16 protein-coding genes and 1 pseudogene are annotated in these 19,981 nt (G+C 68.4%); 8 read left to right on the top strand and 9 right to left on the bottom strand.

Annotated elements, in window-relative coordinates; all coding sequences use genetic code 11:
• Positions 1 to 67: 67 nt before the first annotated feature.
• Both E1J61_RS06585 and E1J61_RS06580 read right to left on the bottom strand, forming a co-directional pair.
• Positions 68 to 970 (bottom strand): patatin-like phospholipase family protein, encoded by a 903-nt coding sequence (locus E1J61_RS06585; protein WP_133093319.1) that lies wholly within the window; start codon positions 968 to 970, stop codon positions 68 to 70.
• Positions 971 to 1,250: 280 nt separating this feature from the next.
• A complete protein-coding gene (locus E1J61_RS06580; RefSeq protein WP_133093318.1) occupies positions 1,251 to 1,994 on the bottom strand; it encodes a YceH family protein in 744 nt (247 codons plus the stop codon).
• Between the two features lie 212 nt (positions 1,995 to 2,206).
• On the opposite strand from E1J61_RS06580, the gene E1J61_RS06575 reads away from it, so the two are divergent.
• Complete coding sequence (locus E1J61_RS06575; RefSeq protein ID WP_133093317.1) at positions 2,207 to 3,964, top strand: FAD-dependent oxidoreductase; 1,758 nt, start codon at positions 2,207 to 2,209, stop codon at positions 3,962 to 3,964.
• Between the two features lie 8 nt (positions 3,965 to 3,972).
• On the opposite strand, the gene ada is transcribed toward E1J61_RS06575, so the two are convergent.
• Both ada and E1J61_RS06565 read right to left on the bottom strand, forming a co-directional pair.
• Positions 3,973 to 5,067 (bottom strand): bifunctional DNA-binding transcriptional regulator/O6-methylguanine-DNA methyltransferase Ada, encoded by a 1,095-nt coding sequence (ada, locus tag E1J61_RS06570; protein ID WP_371703039.1) that lies wholly within the window; start codon positions 5,065 to 5,067, stop codon positions 3,973 to 3,975.
• Between the two features lie 8 nt (positions 5,068 to 5,075).
• On the bottom strand, positions 5,076 to 5,852 hold the full coding sequence (locus E1J61_RS06565; protein ID WP_133093340.1) for a 2OG-Fe(II) oxygenase: 777 nt from the start codon (positions 5,850 to 5,852) through the stop codon (positions 5,076 to 5,078).
• Between the two features lie 254 nt (positions 5,853 to 6,106).
• Here E1J61_RS06565 and E1J61_RS06560 point away from each other — a divergent pair, with 254 nt between their 5' ends.
• Positions 6,107 to 6,586, top strand: coding sequence for a nuclear transport factor 2 family protein (locus E1J61_RS06560; RefSeq protein ID WP_133093316.1), 480 nt, complete (start codon positions 6,107 to 6,109; stop codon positions 6,584 to 6,586).
• A 78-nt stretch (positions 6,587 to 6,664) separates the two neighbouring features.
• On the opposite strand, the gene E1J61_RS06555 is transcribed toward E1J61_RS06560, so the two are convergent.
• Positions 6,665 to 8,437 carry a dipeptidase gene (locus E1J61_RS06555; RefSeq protein ID WP_133093315.1) on the bottom strand — a complete coding sequence of 591 codons (1,773 nt, stop codon included), beginning with the start codon at positions 8,435 to 8,437 and terminating at the stop codon, positions 6,665 to 6,667.
• A 255-nt stretch (positions 8,438 to 8,692) separates the two neighbouring features.
• Here E1J61_RS06555 and E1J61_RS06550 point away from each other — a divergent pair, with 255 nt between their 5' ends.
• The 4 genes from E1J61_RS06550 (at position 8,693) to E1J61_RS06535 (ending at position 14,150) form a co-directional block, all read left to right on the top strand.
• The gene (locus tag E1J61_RS06550) at positions 8,693 to 9,424 is read left to right on the top strand and encodes a glutathione peroxidase (protein ID WP_133093314.1); all 732 of its coding nucleotides are present in this window, start codon (positions 8,693 to 8,695) and stop codon (positions 9,422 to 9,424) included.
• A 217-nt stretch (positions 9,425 to 9,641) separates the two neighbouring features.
• Complete coding sequence (locus tag E1J61_RS06545; protein WP_133093313.1) at positions 9,642 to 11,033, top strand: dihydrolipoyl dehydrogenase; 1,392 nt, start codon at positions 9,642 to 9,644, stop codon at positions 11,031 to 11,033.
• Positions 11,034 to 11,155: 122 nt separating this feature from the next.
• Positions 11,156 to 11,704 carry a TetR/AcrR family transcriptional regulator gene (locus E1J61_RS06540; protein WP_133093312.1) on the top strand — a complete coding sequence of 183 codons (549 nt, stop codon included), beginning with the start codon at positions 11,156 to 11,158 and terminating at the stop codon, positions 11,702 to 11,704.
• 241 nt (positions 11,705 to 11,945) lie between these two features.
• Positions 11,946 to 14,150: a TonB-dependent siderophore receptor gene (locus E1J61_RS06535; RefSeq protein ID WP_133093311.1), complete on the top strand. Its 2,205-nt coding sequence runs from the start codon at positions 11,946 to 11,948 to the stop codon at positions 14,148 to 14,150.
• 9 nt (positions 14,151 to 14,159) lie between these two features.
• Here E1J61_RS06535 and E1J61_RS06530 read toward each other — a convergent pair whose 3' ends face one another.
• From E1J61_RS06530 to E1J61_RS06520, 3 genes and pseudogenes are all read right to left on the bottom strand, one after another.
• Positions 14,160 to 14,681 (bottom strand): thioredoxin domain-containing protein, encoded by a 522-nt coding sequence (locus E1J61_RS06530; RefSeq protein ID WP_133093310.1) that lies wholly within the window; start codon positions 14,679 to 14,681, stop codon positions 14,160 to 14,162.
• A 99-nt stretch (positions 14,682 to 14,780) separates the two neighbouring features.
• A pseudogene (locus E1J61_RS06525) lies at positions 14,781 to 14,991 on the bottom strand (ionic transporter y4hA); the annotation flags it as partial.
• A gap of 386 nt (positions 14,992 to 15,377) precedes the next feature.
• Positions 15,378 to 16,052, bottom strand: coding sequence for an SOS response-associated peptidase (locus tag E1J61_RS06520; protein ID WP_133093309.1), 675 nt, complete (start codon positions 16,050 to 16,052; stop codon positions 15,378 to 15,380).
• 261 nt (positions 16,053 to 16,313) lie between these two features.
• Between E1J61_RS06520 and E1J61_RS06515 the strand changes: the two genes are divergently transcribed.
• Both E1J61_RS06515 and E1J61_RS06510 read left to right on the top strand, forming a co-directional pair.
• Positions 16,314 to 17,972, top strand: coding sequence for an AMP-binding protein (locus tag E1J61_RS06515; protein ID WP_133093308.1), 1,659 nt, complete (start codon positions 16,314 to 16,316; stop codon positions 17,970 to 17,972).
• Positions 17,973 to 18,119: 147 nt separating this feature from the next.
• Positions 18,120 to 18,851 carry a BON domain-containing protein gene (locus E1J61_RS06510; protein ID WP_133093307.1) on the top strand — a complete coding sequence of 244 codons (732 nt, stop codon included), beginning with the start codon at positions 18,120 to 18,122 and terminating at the stop codon, positions 18,849 to 18,851.
• 19 nt (positions 18,852 to 18,870) lie between these two features.
• Here the strand turns inward: E1J61_RS06510 and E1J61_RS06505 are convergent, their stop codons facing one another.
• Entirely contained in the window at positions 18,871 to 19,971 is a 1,101-nt protein-coding gene (locus tag E1J61_RS06505) for a helix-turn-helix domain-containing protein (protein ID WP_243736804.1), read from the bottom strand.
• Between the last annotated feature and the right edge of the window lie 10 nt (positions 19,972 to 19,981).

The raw sequence follows: 19,981 nt of genomic DNA, 5'->3' as shown, positions 1-19,981 counted from the left end.
CTCGGTCTGGGACGGCACGCCGGCCATTCTAGCAACGTGCCGGAGCCTGCCCCCAGGGGTGCCGCCGTCAGTGCGGAGCGGCCGCCGGGATATCGGTGCTGCAGCTGGGCGACGCGTCGTCGTGCGAATGCACGTGCAGCGCGCCCGGGACATGCCGGCTCTCCAGGCCCTTGCCCTGCAGCCACTGGGCGGTGGTGGCGGCGGCACGGTCGATCAGTTCGCCGCAGCGCGTGTAGTCGTAGGGCGAGATATCGAGCGGGCATAGCGGTGGCACCACGCTGATATGCGCCCGGTCGGCAAAGTGCTGCAGGTCGTTCACCAGCTGGCGCGCCACCAGCAGCGACAGCGCATTGAAGGCATGTTCCAGCGCGCCGCGCGGCGCCCGGCGCTCGGCGCAGGTGAAGCCCGCGGGCAGCACGATCACTCGGGTGGCGCCGAGGGCGACCGCGGTGGATACGGGGGTATTGTTGGCCACGCCGCCGTCGATCAGCGTGCGGCCTTCGAACTGCACCGGCGGGAACACGCCGGGAATGGCGGCGCTGGCCAGCACCGCATCCACGATGTTGCCGCGCGAGAGCAGCACCTCATCGCCGCTGTTCATGTCAGTCGCGACCACGTGGAGGGGCAGCTCGGCCGCTTCCAGCCGGCGCGGCCCGAAATGCCGCGCCAGCAGCGCGCGCAGGCCTGCCGACTCGACCAGGTGTCCGCGGCTGCGCCCGACCATGCCGAGCACGCTGCGCCAGCCCCACGGCATGATGTCGGCGCGGCGGATGCCGCGCCACAGCTGGTCCAGCTGGCCGGCGCCGGCAACGCCTGGGTTGCAGGCGAAATAGGCCCCGTTGATCGCGCCTGCCGAGGCGCCAATGACGATGTCGGGCGTCACGCCCCATGCCACCAGCTCGCGCAGCATGCCGACCTGGATTGCGCCGAGGCTGCCGCCGCCGGCAAATACGAAGGCTGTCTTGTCCATGGCTGTCGTGATGGCGCGGTGCGTCCGCGCTGTCTCCCCTTGCATGTCGGCTCGCGTGTCGCGACCCTGGCAAAAGCATAACCGACACCAGACCGGCTCGGCATGATGGTGTCCCCGAAGCGCCGGTCCGTCACGTCGGCGTTCTGTGCCTGAATAATGCAATTAACCGCCAGGCACAAATTTTCCACAACTTCAGGCAGGGCTGGCCTCAGGAGGATCCTCGCTGGCAGTACCCGGGGCCCCGGCAGAGCATGCCGGGACGCGGAAAGTTCTGGGTGCGCTATTCCAGGAATTCGTCGGGAGCAATCCCGAGCTGGCCGGCCATATGGTCGACGAGGGCCTGCAAGCGCGCGACCTTCTCCGAGAGCGCCTGGTGTTCCGCGCGCAGTTGGGCAAGTTCGCCGGTAGTCCCGGCGCCCGCCTCGGCACTACCTTGGCCGCCGCCGTAAGCCGCCTCCTGCGCGGCTTCCAGCCCCGCATCGCCGCCCAGCAGGTGCATCCAGCGGTGCTCGCGCGCGCCGGGCGCACGCGCCAGCCGGACCACGAAGGGCGGCTCGCGCTCGGCCAGTTCATCCAGGAACCCCTCCACCGCCGAAATATCGGCAAACGCGTGCAGGCGCGCCGTGTTCAGGCGCAATTCCGCCGCGGTCTGCGGCCCGCGCAGCAACAGCATTGCCAGCAGCGCGACTGACTGGCTCGGCACGGCCAGCGCGCGCTGCATATTGTGTTCGAAGCGCGGCACGCGGCTGCTGCTGCCCTCGAAGACCAGGCTCAGGTGCTTGAGCCCGTCGATGGCGTCGAGGATCTCGGGCTCGCTCACGTTCATGACGGGCGCGCGGGCGGTCTTCTGGTTGCAGCCGGAGGCGAGGGCATTGAGCGACAGCGGATAGGTGTCGGGGACGGTGTGCTGTTTTTCCACCAGCACGCCGAGCACGCGGCCTTCCACGGCTGACAGGGGCCGCGGCGCGGGGCGGGCGGGGCGTTCGCCAGGCTGGCTGGCGTCGGAGACGGAATCGGGTTGCATCAAGACTCTGGGTTGGACTCGGACGGCGCCTGCCGGCCTGGCGGCGCGCTCCCATTCAAGCGCAAGGCAGCGCCAGGCGCAACTATGCCATGCCGGCGCTGCCGCGCCGCGGTTTGCGCCTGGTTCGTCCCTCGCATTCTGCGGCGTGCCGTCTACTATCGATAGGCCGCGCTGCCACCGGCTGCGCGCGTACCGACTACTGGGGGGCCAACATGGCGATTTCACAGGCGGAAGCGATGGCAACGGGTGCCACCGATGGCGAGGCTGGCGGAGCGGGCGCAACGTCCGACGGCGCCGGCCTGGAAGCGCCGTACTCCACGCTGGAGTCGCGCTGGCACCAGATGTTCCCGCAGCTTGGCGCCGAAGACATGGCACGGGTGAAGCGCTTCGGCACGCCGCAGCGCTGGCGCGCCGGCGAGAAGCTGTTCTCGATCGGCCAGACCGGGCGTGGCATGTACCTCGTCACCAGCGGCTGCGTGCGCATCGTGCGCCGCGACGGGCTGGGACGCGAGCACACGATCACTGAACAGGGACCTGGCCACTTCCTGGCCGAGGTCGGCACGCTCAGCGGCCGGCCGGCCCTGGTCGACGGCGTCGCCTTGAGCGACACCGACGGCTACGCCATCACGCCCGAGCGCCTGCGCGCGCTGCTGGTGGCCGAGGCCGAACTGGGCGAGCGCATCATGCGCGCGCTGATCCTGCGCCGCGTCGGCCTGATCGAGTTCGGCAGCGGACCGGTCCTGGTCGGCCACGGCACCGAGCCGCTGCTGCTGGCGCTGCAGGCGTTCCTGCGGCGCAACGGCTACCCGCATACCGTGATCGACATGGACGTGGACGGCGACTGCTCGCTGCTGCTCGAGTACGCCCACGCGCCCGCGAGCGACTTCCCGCTGGTGATCTGCCCCGACGGCCGCGTGCTGCGCGCGCCGGACGAGGGCCAGCTGGCGTCATGCCTGGGGTTGTTGCCGGAGTTCGACCCGCACCATGTCTATGACGTGGTCGTGGTGGGCGCGGGGCCGGCTGGCCTGGCCACAGCGGTGTATGCGGCATCCGAAGGGCTGTCGGTCGCGGTGATCGACTGCCGCTCGCCTGGCGGCCAGGCTGGCGCCAGCGCGCGCATCGAGAACTATCTGGGCTTTCCCACCGGCATCTCCGGGCAGGCGCTGGCCGGACGCGCCTTCGTGCAGGCGCTGAAGTTCGGCGCGCATATCGCCATCCCGCTGGAAGTGAAGGCCCTGCATTGCGGCACCGACCCGATCCGGCTGGAGCTGGTCGACGGACGCATGATCCCGACCCATACGGTGGTGATCGCCACCGGCGCGCAATACCGCCGGCCCGGCATCGAGTCACTGGAGCGTTTCGAAGGGCGCGGTGTTTACTACTGGGCCTCGCCGGTGGAGGCCAAGCTGTGCCGCAACGAACCCGCGATGCTGGTCGGCGGCGGCAACTCGGCCGGGCAGGCCGCGGTCTACCTGGCGTCGCATGCCGCGCACGTGCATATGCTGGTGCGCGGCCCCGGGCTCGCAGCGACCATGTCGCGCTACCTGATCGACCGCATCGGTTCGCTGCCCAATGTCACGCTGCATACCCATGCGCATATCACCGCGCTGATGGGCAATGGCTGGTTGTCTCGGGTGCGCTACGACGCGCCGGGCGAAAGCCCCACGCCGGTGGAAATGGACGTGCGCCACCTGTTCCTGTTCATCGGCGCGGACCCTAACGCGAGCTGGCTGCGCACCTGCCATGTCGAGGTCGACGACAAGGGCTTTGTGCGCACCGGAGGCGGCGAACTTGGCTGCGCGGCGGCGGTGCCCTATCCGCTGCAGACCAGCGTGCCGGGTGTCTTCGCCATCGGCGATGTGCGCTCGGGCTCGACCAAGCGCGTCGCGGCCGCGGTGGGCGAGGGCGCTGCGGTGGTGGCGCAGATCCATGACTACCTGGCCAAGGTGCAGCTGGCGGCGGCCCGATAGCGCAAGCTTCAGCCTTTTGCTTCGCGCGCAAGCAAATCGCGCTTGCGCGCAACGCCCCAGCGGTAGCCTGACAGGCCGCCGTCGCTGCGCACGACGCGATGGCAAGGAATCGCCACCGCCAGGTGGTTGGCCGCGCAGGCCTGCGCCACCGCGCGTACCGCCCGCGGCGCGCCGATGCGGGCCGCGATCTCGGCATAGCTGGCGGTGCTGCCCGGCGGGATTTCTTGCAGCGCTTGCCAGACGCGCTGCTGGAAGGCGGTGCCGCGCACGTCCAGCGGCAGCGCCAGGCCGGTCGCTGGCGCCTCGACAAAGCCCACTACCTGCGCCACCAGTTGCTCGAACCGCGCGTCGCCGCCGATCAGGTTGGCGCGCGGGAACTGGTCCTGCAGATCCTGCAGCAGCGCCTGCGGATCGTCGCCCAGCAGGATCGCGCAGACGCCGCGCTCGCTCTGCGCGACCAGGATCGCTCCCAGCGCGGACTGGCCGATGGCGAAGCGGATATCCGTGCCGGCGCCGCCAGCGCGGTAGCGCGACGGCGTCATGCCGAGTACCGCGTCCGCGGTCTCGTAGAAGCGGCTGTTGGAGCCGAAGCCGGCGTCGTAGATGGCCTCCGTCACCGATTCGCTGCTGCCCAGTTGCGTGCGCAGCTTGCTGGCGCGGTGCGCGGCCGCGTAGGCGCGCGGGGTCAGGCCGGTCGCGGCCTTGAAGAGCCGGTGGAAATGGTAGGGGCTGACGCCGGCGGCGCGCGCCAGTTCGGGCAGCGCGGGCAAGGTATCGGCCGCTTCGATGCGGCGGCATGCGTCGGCCACCATGGCGGCGTGCTGTGCGGCCAGCGCGGGCGGCGCGGCGCGGCGGCTTGGCCGGTAGCCTGCGGCTTCGGCCGCCGAGGCGTTGTCGAAGAACTCGACATTGGCCGGATGCGGCAGCCGCGACGGGCTGCTGGGCAGGCAATAGACGCCGGTGGTCTTGACCGCGTAGACAAAGCTGCCGTCGGCGGCGGGATCGCGCGCCAGCACGCGCGCCCAGCGCGGGTCGTTCTCGATGGCGGATTTGTTGTCGGTGCTGCCGGCGTTGCGGCGCGGCCCTGGCATGGATGCAGGCATGTCGATCCTCAGCTGGCGTCGTGAAAGAGGATGCCGAGCGTGTAGCGCTGGCCCGCATGCAGCCGGCTGACGCCATGCCGCAGGTTGACCCGGTAGCTGCCGCGGCTGCCTTGCACGGGCCGCTGGCTGACGGCGAACACCACTGCATCGCCCTGGCGCAGCGACACCACTTCGGCGCGCGACTGCATGCGCGGGCGCTGCTCGGTCATCACGAACTCGCCGCCGGTGAAATCGCGTCCGGGCTCGGACAGCAGCACCGCCACCTGCAACGGAAACACATGTTCGCCGTACAGGTCCTGATGCAGGCAGTTGTAGTCCCCCGGGCCGTAACGCAGCAGCAGCGGCGTGGGACGCGACTGGCCGGCCTGGTGGCAACGCGCAAGGTAGTCCGCGTGCACGGCGGGAAAGCGCGTGTCGATGCCCATCGCGGCGTTCCAGCGGTTGGCGACGGGCACCAGGCGCGGGTACAGCGCCATGCGCAAGGCGCCGACGATGTCGGGCAAGGGATAGGCGAAATACTTGTACTCGCCCTGGCCGAAGCCGTGCCGCGCCATCACGATGCGCGAGCGGTACAGCCCGTCCTGCTGGTAGCGCGCGGCGAGCGCCCGGCATTCCGCTTCGGCGAGCAGGCCCCGGATGGCGGCGCAGCCGTACGCGTCGAGCTCGCATTCCAGCGTGGCCCAGTCGATGCTATCGACGCGCGCGCCGATGGGCGCTCGCACTGGCGGCTGGCGCCCGATTTCCTGCGGGGCCGGCACGGGGCGGCGTGGCCCGCCTACCGCCATCGCGCGTGGCTGCGGGTGCTGTGCCTGCTTGGTCGTCACTGCCGTTCTCCGGTGTTGGCTTGCATGGTGCCCACTTTAGGCCGGGTAGCCGGCGGTGGCACTCCGGGTCTTGCTTTTGAATTCTGCACGAGAAATCGCCTTGACAAGACAGATCTGTCTACAAATAATGAGACAGGTCTGTATCATTACGACTCGTTTCGAGCGCCGATCCAGGCCGCCAACCCGTCCACCTTTTGCTTTGCAGGAGAACGCCGATGTCCGCCCAACCCGAAATCCGCCCGCCACTGCCTCCTTTCACCCACGATTCCGCCGTCGCCAAGGTCCGCGCCGCCGAAGATGGCTGGAACAGCCGCGACCCCGAGCGCGTGGCGCTCGCCTATACCGTCGACAGTGCCTGGCGCAACCGTGCCGAGTTTGTTAAGGGCCGCGCGGATATCGTCGCCTTCCTGCAGCGCAAGTGGCAGAAGGAACTGGATTACCGCTTGATCAAGGAGCTATGGGCGCACGACGGCAACCGCATCGCGGTGCGTTTTGCCTATGAATGGCACGACGATTCCGGCAACTGGTACCGGTCGTATGGCAACGAGAACTGGGAATTCGACGAGGCGGGACTGATGCGGCGCCGGTTCGCCTGCATCAACGATGCGCCGATCCGGGAGGCGGATCGCAAGTTCCACTGGCCGCTGGGGCGGCGCCCGGACGGGCATCCTGGGTTGAGCGAGTTGGGCCTGTAAGCGAAAAGCTGCTGTTGTTTGCTTCCCTCTCCCTGTGGGAGAGGAGAGCAAACAAGCGGCTTGCGGGTCAGCCCGGCGCTACTGCATCTTGTCCAGGTTGCCGATCCGCACCAGCATTTCCGTGAACATCTGCATGTCGAGGTTCAGGTCGGGCACTTCCTTGTACTCGCGCGCATTGTGCGCGGTGTACTTCTTGCCCGGCATCGCCGGCCCGAAGTTGATCGCATTGGGCATCAGCTTGGCGGTGGTGCTGCCCGCGGTCGCGACCGGCTTCGCTTCCAGTCCGGTCGTGTCGCCGAAGATATTGAGCAGCGTGGACAGCCAGGCGCCCTTGGGGTCGCGCGCCATCCAGTTGCCCTGGTCGTACTTGATCTCCACCGGCCCGTGCGTCGCGGCCCAGCCGAAGATGCGCTTGGTGATGCGGGCGCCCAGTTCATCAGGCGTGCGTCCGCGCGGCATGCGCACGTTGGTGACCACGTCGACATACTCGCCGCGCTCGCGCACCAGCGTGGGCGACATCGTCAGTGGCCCCATGAAGGCGTCGCGATATGCCAGCTCCATCTTGTTGCCGAGGTAGTCAAGCCCGTACAGGTCGTTCAGGTAGCGCACCGCGTTCAGGTAGTGGTTGTCGGCAAAGCGCACGCCGCTGGCCTGCAGGAACAGCGCCAGCCGCGGCAGCGGGTTGACGCCTTCTTCCGGACGCGAGCCGTGCGCGGAGGCGCCGGTGACCTTGACTTCGACTTCATCGCCCTCGCGCTTCACATCGATCGAGAACTTGCCGCGCGGCGCGTTGCGGCGCACGAAGTCCGCCTTCGCCTGTTCGAGCGCCGCGGCCACCGCGGCGGCATCGCCGCCGGCAATGCGCGCGGTGGCGGTCTCGGGAATGGCATTGGCCGAGGCGGCGCCGCGCATGGCCACGATGGCGGGGCCCTTGCTGTCTGCCTTGCCGCGCTCGGCCTTGCCGTCGGCCGACTTGATGCCGAACGAGACCGTCAGGGTGCCGGCGCCTTTCTCCGCGACCACGGCGGGGTACTTGCTGTCGAGCACGATGTTGTACTCCGGCAGCGTGGTGTGCTGGCGGTAGTACTTCATGCCGTCGCCGCCGGTCTCCTCGGTGGTCTCGATCATCAGGCGGATGGTGCGTTCCAGCGGCACGCCGCTTTCCTTGACGGTCTTCATCGCATACAGCACGGCTGCGATCGAGCCCTTGTCGTCGATGGTGCCGCGCCCGTAGAGCTTGTCGCCCACGCGCGTGAGGCGGAACGGATCGAGGCGGGTGCCGTCGTCCAGCACCCATTCCTCGGCCACGGCGGGAACCACGTCGGCGTGCGTCAGGATGCCGAAGGTGTCCTTGCCGCCGCCAGGCAGCGTGACTTCGAACACGCGGTTGTCCACGTTGCGGTAGGCCAGCCCGAAGTCGCGCGCCATGCCTTCCACCAGCTTGCCGAACTCCACGATGGCGGGGTTGTCGTGCTGGGCGATCTTTTCATCGCGCACGGTGCGCAGCGCCACCATCTTGCCGATGGTGTCGATCACCGCCGCTTCGTTATGGACGCGGTTGTAGACGCCCAGCAGGCGGCCGATATTGGCCAGGTTGTCGCCAGCCAGCGGCGCCCTGGCCTGCCAGGCGGCGACGGCCGGGGCGACCGCCGGCTCGGCCTTGGCGGCGGATGCCATGAAGGCCTGCAGGTCGGCCGGCGTGGCGGCGCGGGTGCTGCTCACCAGCGCGTCCAGCGCCGGCTTCTTCAGGGTTTGCGCCTGCCCCGGGTGCGCGATCAGCAGCGATAGCGCAAGCAGGGCAGCCCACCGGCGTGGCGTCGGCCGGTGGTGCGGGCGGCAAGTTGAGGTCATTGCGAAGCAGGGTGTCAGGTTGGATGCCGCATGATAGGGCACTCGCCGGGGTTTGCTGAAGAAATATGGCGTCGAATGCGCGCGCGGTGTGCCCCGGGCCGCAATAACGGATTCCAATACTGTATCAATAGCTAAAGACAATCAGTTCATTTGAAATGATGAATTGTACAAATCACATCCATGTCGACAGAATGAGGCCTTCGCTGCAACACGCAGCCGAACAACCGAATGAACCCAGACCAAGGAGTGATTCCGATGCTGCAATCCCGTGAAGGCCAACGCGTTCCCAATGTTTCTTTCCGCGTCCGTGACGACAACGAGTGGAAGACCATCACCACCGGCGAGCTGTTCAGCGGCAAGACCGTGGTCGTGTTCTCGCTGCCGGGCGCCTTCACGCCCACGTGTTCGTCCACCCACCTGCCGCGCTACAACGAGCTGGCGCCGGTGTTCGCCAAGCACGGCGTCGACGACATCCTGTGCGTATCGGTCAACGACACCTTCGTGATGAACGAATGGGCCAAGGACCAGGAGTCCGACAACATCACCATGATTCCCGACGGCAACGGCGAATTCACCGAGGGCATGGGCATGCTGGTGGACAAGGCCGACCTGGGTTTCGGCAAGCGCAGCTGGCGCTATTCGATGCTGGTGCGCGACGGCGTGGTCGAAAAGATGTTCATCGAGCCGGAAGAGCCGGGCGACCCGTTCAAGGTTTCCGACGCCGACACCATGCTGAACCACATCGCGCCGGGTGCGCGCAAGCCTGACCAGGTGGTGGTGTTCTCGAAGGTGGGCTGCTCGTTCTGCGCCAAGGCCAAGCAGCTGCTGGACGACAACGGCTTCGACTACATCGACGTGCCGCTGGACAACAAGGTGCGCGGCAAGGTGCTGGGCGCCGTGTCGGGCGAGATGACCGCGCCGCAGGTCTTCATCAACGGCAAGCTGGTCGGCGGCGCCGAGGCGCTGCAGCGGTACCTGGCCAGCTAAGTGGCTAACTAAGCGGCTAACTAAGTGGCCAACTGGCCAAGTGGCCAAGTGGCCAACTAAGCCGCTCAGATCCCTTCCTTTCCGCTTGCGCGGACCGGCAGTCGCCGGACCCGATGGCACCGTCTTGCCCGCGTTCGCCGGCAAAGGGCGGGGCGGTGCCATCCAGCCCGTTGATTGACCCCTGAATCACGCCATGACAACCAAGGAACCGTACGCCATGACTACCATCCAGACCGACGTCGCCGTGATCGGCGCGGGCACCGCCGGCCTTGCCGCCTACCGCGCCGCGATTGCCGCCGGCAAGCGCGCCGTGATCATCGAAGGCGGCCCGTATGGCACCACCTGCGCCCGCGTTGGCTGCATGCCTTCGAAGCTGCTCATCGCCGCCGCCGAGGCCGCGCACGAACTGCGCCACACCGCGCCGTTCGGCGTGCACGTGGATGGCCAGGTCCGCATCGACGGCCGCGAGGTCATGGCGCGCGTCCGCGGCGAACGCGACCGCTTTGTCGGCTTTGTCGTGCGCGGCGTGGAGAATATCCCGGAAGCCGACCGGATCCGCGGCTACGCCCGCTTTATCGACAACACCACGCTGGAAGTGGACGGCCACACGACCGTGCGCGCCAGCCGCGTGGTCATTGCCACCGGCTCCAGGCCTGCGCTGCCGGCACCGTTCAAGGCCTTTGGCGACCGCCTCATCGTCAATGACGATGTGTTCGCATGGGAAGACCTGCCGGGCAGCGTGGTGGTGTTCGGGCCGGGCGTGATCGGGCTGGAGCTTGGGCAGGCGCTGTCGCGCCTTGGCGTGCGGGTGCGCGTGCTCGGCGTCAGCGGTTCGCTCGGGCCGCTGACCGATCCGGCGATTCGCGCCTATGCCGCCAAGGCCTTCAACGATGAGTTCTACCTCGACCCGGAGGCCAGGGTCAGCGAAATGGGCCGCGATGGCGACCAGGTGGTGGTGACCTATGCCGACCGCGAAGGCCGCAGCGTGACCGAGCGCTTCGACTACGCGCTGGCGGCCACCGGCCGCGAGCCGAACGTGCGCGGCCTGGGCCTGGAAAACACCGGTCTGGCGCTGGACCAGCGCGGCGTGCCGGTGTTCGATCCCGAAACGCTCCAGTGCGGCAATGCGCCGGTGTTTATCGCCGGCGACGCCAACAACATCCTGCCGCTGCTGCACGAAGCTGCGGACGAGGGCAAGGCCGCCGGCGAGAACGCCGCCAGCTATCCGCAGGTAACGCGGCTGTCGCGCCGGGCGCCGCTGGCAGTGGTGTTCTCCGACCCGCAGATTGCGATGGTCGGCCAGCGCTATGCCGACCTGGCCGAGGGCAGCTTCGTCACCGGCGAAGTCAGCTTTGAAGACCAGGGCCGCAGCCGGGTAATGCTGAAGAACCGCGGGCTGATGCATGTCTACGCGGACAAGGCGAGCGGTCGTTTCCTGGGCGCGGAATGGATCGGCCCGCGTGCGGAAAACATTGCGCACTTGCTGGCGTGGTCGTACCAGCAGGGCCTGACCATCGAGCAGATGCTGGGCATGCCGTTCTACCACCCGGTGGTGGAAGAAGGCTTGCGCACGGCGCTGCGCGACGCGGCGGCCAGGCTTGCGGCGTGACCGGCGCGCACGATTGCTAGACAGGTCTGTCTGTCATAGTATTGACGTAGCGAGCCCGGCTGGCGTTTCCTCGCCGCCGGCCTGTTTGCCGATTCCCCTCACAGACCTTTCGCCGTGCCACCATGGCCAACCCCTCCGCCCGCGACCGCATCCTCGACACCGCCGCCCGCCTGTTCTACCAGGAGGGTTATCGCGCCACCGGCATCGACCGGATCATTGCGGAATCGGGCGTGGCCAAGATGTCGCTGTACCGGCATTTCGCTTCCAAGAACGACCTGATCTCGGCGTTCCTTGAGCGGCGCCATGACGAGTGGATGGTCTGGTTCCGCGGCAACGTCGAGGCCCGCCTGGCCGCGCGCCCGCATCTGGACGTGATTGCCGACGCGCTGGCCGACTGGTTCGCCGCGGACTTCCGCGGCTGCGCCTTCATCAACGTGGTCGCCGAGGCCGGCGGCGATGCCCGCGCGGCCGAGCAGGCTGCCGCACACAAGCAAGAACTGGCGTCATTCGTTGCCGATATCGCCACGCGACTCGGGCTGAGCGAGCCAGCACAGGTGGCGCAGGAAGCCATGCTGTGCATCGAAGGCATGATCGTGCGCTACCAGATGCACCGCGACCCGGCTGTGATCGAGGCCGGGCGGCGGTTGCTGGGCAGGTTGCAGGGCGACTGAAAACAGGCTGGCGCCGTGGCGGCATGCGATGCCGCTTGCCTTTCGGTCTGGCCGGGTAGCGCCGGCGTTCCACAAATGCCTTCGCTTTTTCCAGAGCCATCCCTGGAAAAATGTATCGCCTCTGACACATTCAGGCTACAATCGAAATTTAATTGCGAATTGTTCGTATTCGCAATCAAGAATTTCCAATGGCAAGCCGCCGGCGTCTGTGCACGCCACGCTACATTTCCGTTCCTGAGTGATGTCCTTCAATCCGATCTCCCGGGCCAGGCCAACCCTTGCCCCTACCCGGCTGGCGCCTCCCCGCGGCCTTTCGCTGACCACCCTGGCCCTGAGCCTGCATGCCGGCGGCGTGTTTGCCCAGTCGGCGGCCACACCGCAGGCTGCCTCCGGCGCGGCCGCCGAATTGCCAGCCGTGACCGTGCGTGCGTCTGCCGCGGATGAAACCGCAACCGGCCCTGTGCACGGCTTCGTTGCCAGGCGCAGCGCCACCGCGACCAAGACCGATACGCCGGTGATGGAGACGCCGCAGTCGATCACGGTGATCACGCGCGACCGGATGGAAGCGCAGGGTGCGCAGTCGGTGCAGCAGGCTATCGGCTATACCGCCGGCGTCTATGCCGGGCCGTACGGCAACGACGCGCGCGGGGACTGGGGCAAGTTCCGCGGCACGGACTTCACGCAGTACCGCGACGGGCTGCTCAACCAGGTCGGCTTCTACAACAACGTGCGCGCCGACGTTTACGGGCTGGAGCGCATCGACGTGCTGCGCGGCCCGTCGTCGATGCTGTTCGGGCAGGGCGCGGTGGGCGGCATCCTGAACCTCGTCAGCAAGCGTCCGCAGGCCGAGGCCGCGCGCGAGGTCGGCGTGCAGTTCGGCAACTACAACCGCAAGCAGGTGCAGGCCGACCTGACCGGCCCGCTCGATGCCGAGGGCAAGTGGATGTACCGGCTGGTGGCGCTGGCGCGCGACAGCGACACGCAGGTGGACTACGTGCCCGACAACCGCTACCTGATCGCGCCGTCGCTGACGTACCGTCCCAATGCCGATACCTCGTTCACGCTGCTGACCAATTTCCAGCGCGACGAAAGCGGGACCTCGGTCGGCTTCTTCCCGTGGCGCGGCACGCTCTATCCGAACCCGGGCGGGCAGATTCCCGATCACCTGTTCATCAGCGAGCCGGGCTACGACCGCTACAACGCCGAGCAGACCTCGGTCGGCTACGAGTTCCAGCACAAGGTCAACGATGCGCTGACGGTCCGCCAGAACCTGCGCTACTCGCACAGCACCGTGGATTACCGCAGCATCTACGCCGCCGGCTTCACCGGCGCGACGCACGGCTGGGTGCCCGGCAGCAGCACGCTGATGCGCCGCACGGTCTACCTGAACCAGCCGACGCTGAATGCCTTCGTGGTCGACACGCAGGCACAAGGCAACTTCCGCACGGGCCCGGTCGACCATACGCTGCTGGCCGGCATGGACTACCAGCATGCCGAGATCACCGGCCGTTCGGGCGTAGGCGGCACCGCTGCGCCGCTGGATGTATTCAACCCGGTCTACGGCAATTTCACGCTGCCTGGCACGCGCGACCTGAACCCCAGCAAGCAGATCCAGACCGGCGTGTATGTGCAGGACCAGCTGTCGTGGAACAAGTGGCTGCTGATGCTGGGCCTGCGCTATGACTGGTCGCGCGCGGCGCAGGACAACACGCCTGCGGCCAGCCGCGAAGACAACGAACTGACCAAGCGCGCCGGCCTGATGTACCGCTCGGACATCGGCCTGAACCCGTACGTCAGCTACACCGAGTCGTTCCAGGGCCTGCCGGGTTTCAACCGCTCCAACCAGGCCTTCAAGCCGCTGCGCGGTTCGCAGTGGGAGGCGGGGATCAAGTACCAGCCGCCGGGCAAGAATGCTTCGCTGACCGTGGCGGCGTTCGACATGCGCGAGAAAAACCGGAAGACGGCCGGGGTGGTCAACGGCATTCCTGACCAGGTGCAGGTGGGCGAGGCCCGCACCCGCGGCATCGAGGTCGAGGCACTGGCCTCGCTGACCAATCGCCTTGACCTGATCGCGACCTATACCTACCTGGATGCGCGCGTGATCGAAGGCAGCGCCGCCGAGGTCGGCAAGCGCCTGGCCAGCACGCCGTCGAACATGGCGTCGCTGTGGGCCAATTACCGCTTCAAGCTGTTCGGGCTGCCGGGCTTCGTGGCCGGCGGCGGCGTGCGCTATGTCGGCCCGAGCTATGACGGCACCGACCAGAACCGCGTCGGCGGCGTTACGCTGTACGACGCCATGATCGCCTACGACCACGGCCCGCTGCGCGTCGCGCTGAATGCCAACAACCTGTTCGACAAGCAGTTCCTGACCACCTGCCTGGCACGCGGCGATTGCTACTTCGGCGCGCGCCGTACCGTGGTCGGCAGCGTGACGTACCGCTTCTGACGCGGCCGGCTAGGCTGCCAGCGCGGTATCGATGGCGCGCTGCAGCCGCTCCATGCCGAAGGTCACATCCTGCACCGTGCCGTTGACGAAGAACGCGGGCGTGCCCCGCACCCGGCAGCGCGTGCCGCCGTGCTGGTCGGCGCGGATGTGCGGCAGGTGCCGGTGCGTGGACATGTCGTTGTCGTAGCGATCGAGATCCAGGCCGGCCATGCCGGCGTAATGGCGCAGGGCGTCGGGCTTCAGCCCCCGCGGGTGCTCGTAGAGCATGCGGTACATCTGCCAGAAGCGATCCTGTGCCGCCGCGGCCTCGGCGCACTCGGCCGCCGGCTCGGCGGAAGGGTGCCAGCTGGCCATCGGGTAGTGCCGGTAGACAAAGCGCACCTGCGGGCCATAGTGCTCCAGCAGGATCTTCATGGCGCCGTAGGCGATGCGGCAGTAGGAGCATTCGAAGTCGCCGTATTCGACGACGGTGACCCTGGCGGTATCGGGGCCGACGGCATGGTCGGCGGCGGTGACGGCGACTTCCAGCATTGGCGTTCTCCGGTGCGTGCGCGGCAAGGCATGCGCGGATTCGCGGTGGGAGGTTCCAGTGTAGACGCCGCAGACGCCAGGCCAAGGGCCTGGCGCCGGCTACGGCACGATCGACAAGAACAGGTAGGCCGCCAGGATCACCAGGTGCACGGCGCCCTGCAGGATCGTGGTGCGGCCCATGCCCGGCGTCAGCGACGACACTACCAGCGTCAGCAACAGCAGCACCATGTCCGTCGGTCCCAGCCCCGGCTCCAGCGGCTTGGCCGATCCGGATGAACACCGCCGCCACGGTCGGGATGGTCAGCCCGACTTGGCAGGGATTCAGCGGCTTTTGAGCCGCAGTTCGCGCCAGTAGATTGGTCAGCCGGGCCCTGGCGGATCGTCCTTGGCAGCGCAAGGCGGCCGGGTGGGCGGGCGCTCGCGTAGCGCGGGATGGTTACGCAGGATCCAGCGCGCGGCAAACAGTAATGCGACAAGGGACCCGAAAAAATACGCGCACAACGCGATGACGTTTTGCATGATGGACTGACCCGGGGATGTCGGCTCTTGTGGCCGGTGTGCGCGGCAGTATGCGCAGCATTCGCAACGTCCGACACCCTCTTGAGGGAGGGCTCGCGGCGTTTGGTGCCGGCCTTGAACCGGATTTGAACCGGATTTGAACCGGACTTACACGGCCTGGCACCGTTTGCAGGCGGGTCAGTCGGCGTCCGGGATCGGCGCGCCGGTGATCTTGGGCGCCGGTTCTGCCTCCATGGCCGCGGCGGGAAGCAGCTTCAGGAAGGTGCGGGCGACTTCGGGGTCGCGGCAGGCAAGCCACTCGTCCCATTGCTCGCGCGGGATGACGACCACTGAACGTTTCTCATCGCCTGGCTTGTGGAAGCGCTCCATCACCGGATGCTGCCCGGAGTTCACCGTCAGCATAGTGAAGGACAGGCTCGCATCGGGCCAGCCGCGCCACAGGCCGGCGATGCCGAAGGCGGGCTCGCGGGGCAGCCAGACGCGCCAGCGCACAGGCTTGCCGGGCGGGCCACCCGGCATCGCGTCCTCGGGGTAGGCGTACTCGTAGAACGCCGTAGCCGGCACCAGGCACAGCTGCCCCTGGCGCCAGTAGCGGGCGAAGGCAGGGCGCTCGCCGACGGTTTCGCTGCGCGCGTTGGTGGTGTCGTAGCGGCGCGTGCCGGGCGGGATGCGCTGCCGCGGCACCATGCCGAACGACGCCAGCCCGGCATGCCGCACGCCGTCGTCCGTGGCGCGCACGATCGGCGCCAGGTAATCGGGATAGGTCTCGGCCTTGAAGACGCCCGGCGGCGGCTCCACGCCAAAGATGTCGCGCAGGATCTGGCGCTGGACCGGGGCGTAGTTGGTGCACATGCGCTGCCCTCCTTGCCGTGATGCACGTATCGTCGGCGCCGGGCCGCATGGCGTCAAGCGCACCGCGCGTTGCGTCCGGGGCATGGCAAAAACCGTCAGGCGCGCTGGCGGAATCGGTTATTGCCCGCCGGCCCGGCAGTGCCGCACACTGCTGCGGCAGCCGCGCCACGCGGCACCGATGATCACAGACCATCACAGACGATAACAGGCACCATGTCCCGGGCAGCGTCCGCGGCAGGAGCCGGACAAACTGGAGACACCATGCGCGACTACGCCCAGGCCTACGACGGCTTTTCCTATGACGAGGCGGTGGCCCGGCAACTGCACGGCAGCCTCGATGCGATCAACGCCTGCGTGGAATGCTGCGACCGCCATGCCGAGGCTGGCCGCATCGCGCTGTACTGGGAAGGCCGCGACGGCAACGCGCGCAGCTGGACGTTTGCCGAACTGCAGGCGCTGTCGGCGCAGTTTGCCGGCTTTTTGAGGGCGCAGGGCGTGCAGCCGGGAGATCGCGTGGCGGGGCTGCTGCCGCGCACGGCCGAGCTGCTCGTGACCATCCTGGGTACCTGGCGCGCCGGTGCGGTGTACCAGCCGCTGTTCACGGCGTTCGGTCCCAAGGCCATCGAGCACCGGCTCAACAGCTCGGGCGCGAAAGTGGTGGTCACGGATACCGTCAACCGTCCCAAGCTCGATGAAGTGGAGGGCGCGCCGCCGGTCGTCACCGTGGCCGGCACCAGCGAGGCGCCCGGGGACGCAGCTTCCGGCGATTTCAGCTTCTGGGCCGAGCTGGCGCGCCAGCCGGCCAGCTTCGAGCCGGTCATGCGCGGCGGCGACGATCCCTTCCTGATGATGTTCACCTCGGGCACCACCGGGCCGGCCAAGCCGCTGCTGGTGCCGCTGAAGGCCATTGCCGCGTTTGCCGGGTACATGCGCGACGCGGTCGACCTGCGCGACGAAGACGCCTTCTGGAACCTGGCCGACCCGGGCTGGGCCTACGGCCTCTACTATGCGGTGACGGGGCCGCTGTCGCTGGGGCACGCCACCACCTTCTACGATGGCCCGTTCACCGTGGAAAGCACCTGCCGCGTGATCCGCAAGTACGGCATCACCAACCTGGCGGGATCGCCCACCGCCTACCGGCTGCTGATCGCCGCCGGGCAGGCCGTGTCGGAACAACTGCGCGGGCAGCTGCGCGCGGTCAGCAGCGCCGGCGAGCCGCTGAACCCCGAAGTGATCCGCTGGTTCGCCAGCGAGCTGGACGCGCCCATCCACGACCACTATGGCCAGACCGAACTCGGCATGGTGCTGTGCAACCATCATGCGCTGTCGCACCCGGTGCGCATGGGCGCCGCGGGCTTTGCCAGCCCGGGCCACCGGGTGGTCGTGGTCGACGACGAGCAGCGCGAACTGCCCGCCGGGCAGCCCGGCACGCTGGCGCTGGACCTGGAGCGCTCGCCGATGTGCTGGTTCGGCGGCTACCATGGCACGCCGACCAGTGCGTTCGCCGGCCACTATTACCTGACCGGCGACTCGGCCGAACTCAACGACGACGGCAGCATCAGCTTTATCGGCCGCGCCGACGATGTCATTACCACCTCGGGCTACCGCGTCGGCCCGTTCGACGTGGAAAGCGCGCTGATCGAGCATCCGGCCGTGGTCGAGGCCGCGGTGATCGGCAAGCCGGACCCCGAGCGCACCGAGCTGATCAAGGCCTTCGTCGTGCTCGACCGGCAGCACGCGGCCACGCCCGAGCTGGCCGAGGCGCTGCGCCAGCATGTGCGCAAGCGCCTGGCCGCCCATTCCTATCCGCGCGAGATCGAGTTCGTCGCCGAGCTGCCCAAGACCCCAAGCGGCAAGGTCCAGCGTTTCATCCTGCGCAACCAGGAGGTGGCGCGCGCCCGCGAGGCAGCCTCGGCCTGAGCCCGGACGCCCCTGGACCGCTTCCTATAATGAGGAAGCGGTTGCCAGGTCCCCGGCGGTGATGGAGGCCGCGGCGCCGCGCCAGGCGCGCCCGCAGGCCGGGCGCACGTCTTTTCATCTCCAGACCATTCGGGCGAGGCGATCAAAATGCAGACTAGCGAAGCGGTGCTGACGCAGGCGCGCGCAGCCTTGGCGCATGTGCCTTATCAGGGGCATGTTCTCCATCCCACCATCCAGTTGCGGCTGTCGGACGGCGCGCTGATCCTGGAGGGCGAGGTAGCCGATATCGTCGACAAGACCCGCGCGGCCACCGCGCTGCGGCGCGTGGACGGCGTGACCAGCGTGATCGACCATCTGCGCGTGATGAACGGCAGCGTCACCGTCGGCGACGGCGAACTGCGCGATGCGGTATGCGAGCGCCTGCTCAATGCCATCGAATTCCGTAGCTGCAGGATCTGCGCGCGCGTCAAGGGCCAGCACGAGACCGTGCGGGAGCCCGTGGGCGAACGCAGCGGCTGGATCGAGGTCGAGGCGCATGACGGCGTGGTGACGCTGTGGGGCCAGGTGATCAGCCTGTCGCACATGCGCCTGGCCGGCGTGCTGGCCTGGTGGTCGCGCGGCTGCCGCTGCGTGGTCAATGAGCTGGTGGTGGCACCCGCCGAAGCCGACCGCGACGATGAGATCACCGAGGCGCTGATGCTGGTGCTGGAGACCGATCCCTTTGTCGACGCGGCCCAGGTCAGCGTGCGTACCGAAAACCGCGTGGTCACGCTGGAAGGCTGCGTCGCCAGCGAGAACACGCGCCGGCAGGTCGAGCGCGACGCGTGGTACGTGCAGGGCGTGGAGGACGTGGTCAACCACATCTCGCTGCGCGCCTGACCTTGCCCCTTGCCGCCGCCTAGCCCGGCATGCCGCGCCGGGCCGCCGCATCCTCCATGCGCCAGTAGCGCCGCCGCGCGCGCAGCGCGAAGCGCGCGCGATAGTCCGACATCGACATCGCCGCGATGCGCTGGAACAGCCGCCTGAACGCGGCCGCGTCGCTGTAGCCGCAGGCTTCGGCGATCGCCTGCGTGCCGTGCAGCGTCACCTCCAGCAGCATGCGCGCGCGCTCCACGCGCAGCGTGTGCAGGTAGTCCAGCGGCGTCATGCCGGTGACCTGCCGGAAATGCCGCAGCAGGGTCCGCTCGCTGACCGCCGCGGCCTGCGCCACCGCAGCCAGCTGGTAGGGCTCGGCCACATGTTCCTGCAGCCACTGGACAGCCCGGTAGACCGGGCTGTCCGCCGTGCGGCTGAGCCAGCGCTGCGACACCAGCGCCGGCACGCTGCGCTGGCGTTCGGGCTGGTACAGCATCAGCTGCGCGGCGGCCTGCGCCAGATCGGGGTCGTGCAGGTGGCCCAGCACGCGCAGCATGAATTCCACCTGCAGCGCGGGCGCCACGCAAGAGAACACCTGCCCGTGCACGCTCATGGCCTGGTCCCCGCCCAGGTCCGCGCGCGGGAACTGGTGCGTCATCCAGCTCTGGTACATCCACGGCGCGCCGCTGCGGGCGCCGTCCAGCAGGCCGAGCTGCAGCGGCAACAGCATCCCCGACGAACACGCGGCAAGCCAGCCGCCGGCTGCCACATGGCGCTCGACCATGCGCAGCGCGGCGGTATCGCCGCGGACGATGTCGCCGAGCTGGTGCGCATTGCTGGCCAGCAGGGCCGGGATCACCAGCAGCGAGCGGCTGCCCGCGGCGCGGATGCGGCGCGTGGAGGCTTCCAGGCCCGGCAGGTCGGCCGACAGCATGCGGCCGTTGGCGCCGCACAACTGCCAGCTCAACGTCGGCGCGGCATCGGGGCGCTGCAGGCTGGCCACGCCGGCGACGGTGCGCAGCACGTCGAGCGTGGTGAAGAGGGTGCCGGGCATCGCATGGGGCAGCCATAGCAGGCGGACATGCAGGGGTGTTGCGGACGCGGCGGGGGTGTCGGGGACCAGTGGATCAGTGGGGGCGCGCATGTCAGGGGCA

This window comes from Cupriavidus sp. L7L, assembly GCF_004353535.1.
Classification (GTDB): Bacteria; Pseudomonadota; Gammaproteobacteria; order Burkholderiales; family Burkholderiaceae; genus Cupriavidus; species Cupriavidus oxalaticus_A.
Note: the sequence above shows the minus strand (reverse complement) of the source record. Positions and strands in the feature narration are given on the sequence as shown.

Excerpts from the sequence above, each read along its gene's own strand:
- E1J61_RS06585 (WP_133093319.1), bottom strand. The coding sequence starts at position 970 with ATGGACAAGACAGCCTTCGTATTTGCCGGCGGCGGCAGCCTCGGCGCA.
- E1J61_RS06580 (WP_133093318.1), bottom strand. The coding sequence starts at position 1,994 with ATGCAACCCGATTCCGTCTCCGACGCCAGCCAGCCTGGCGAACGCCCC.
- E1J61_RS06575 (WP_133093317.1), top strand. The coding sequence starts at position 2,207 with ATGGCGATTTCACAGGCGGAAGCGATGGCAACGGGTGCCACCGATGGC.
- ada (WP_371703039.1), bottom strand. The coding sequence starts at position 5,067 with ATGCCTGCATCCATGCCAGGGCCGCGCCGCAACGCCGGCAGCACCGAC.
- E1J61_RS06565 (WP_133093340.1), bottom strand. The coding sequence starts at position 5,852 with ATGGCGGTAGGCGGGCCACGCCGCCCCGTGCCGGCCCCGCAGGAAATC.
- E1J61_RS06560 (WP_133093316.1), top strand. The coding sequence starts at position 6,107 with ATGTCCGCCCAACCCGAAATCCGCCCGCCACTGCCTCCTTTCACCCAC.
- E1J61_RS06555 (WP_133093315.1), bottom strand. The coding sequence starts at position 8,437 with ATGACCTCAACTTGCCGCCCGCACCACCGGCCGACGCCACGCCGGTGG.
- E1J61_RS06550 (WP_133093314.1), top strand. The coding sequence starts at position 8,693 with ATGCTGCAATCCCGTGAAGGCCAACGCGTTCCCAATGTTTCTTTCCGC.
- E1J61_RS06545 (WP_133093313.1), top strand. The coding sequence starts at position 9,642 with ATGACTACCATCCAGACCGACGTCGCCGTGATCGGCGCGGGCACCGCC.
- E1J61_RS06540 (WP_133093312.1), top strand. The coding sequence starts at position 11,156 with ATGGCCAACCCCTCCGCCCGCGACCGCATCCTCGACACCGCCGCCCGC.
- E1J61_RS06535 (WP_133093311.1), top strand. The coding sequence starts at position 11,946 with ATGTCCTTCAATCCGATCTCCCGGGCCAGGCCAACCCTTGCCCCTACC.
- E1J61_RS06530 (WP_133093310.1), bottom strand. The coding sequence starts at position 14,681 with ATGCTGGAAGTCGCCGTCACCGCCGCCGACCATGCCGTCGGCCCCGAT.
- E1J61_RS06520 (WP_133093309.1), bottom strand. The coding sequence starts at position 16,052 with ATGTGCACCAACTACGCCCCGGTCCAGCGCCAGATCCTGCGCGACATC.
- E1J61_RS06515 (WP_133093308.1), top strand. The coding sequence starts at position 16,314 with ATGCGCGACTACGCCCAGGCCTACGACGGCTTTTCCTATGACGAGGCG.
- E1J61_RS06510 (WP_133093307.1), top strand. The coding sequence starts at position 18,120 with ATGCAGACTAGCGAAGCGGTGCTGACGCAGGCGCGCGCAGCCTTGGCG.
- E1J61_RS06505 (WP_243736804.1), bottom strand. The coding sequence starts at position 19,971 with ATGCGCGCCCCCACTGATCCACTGGTCCCCGACACCCCCGCCGCGTCC.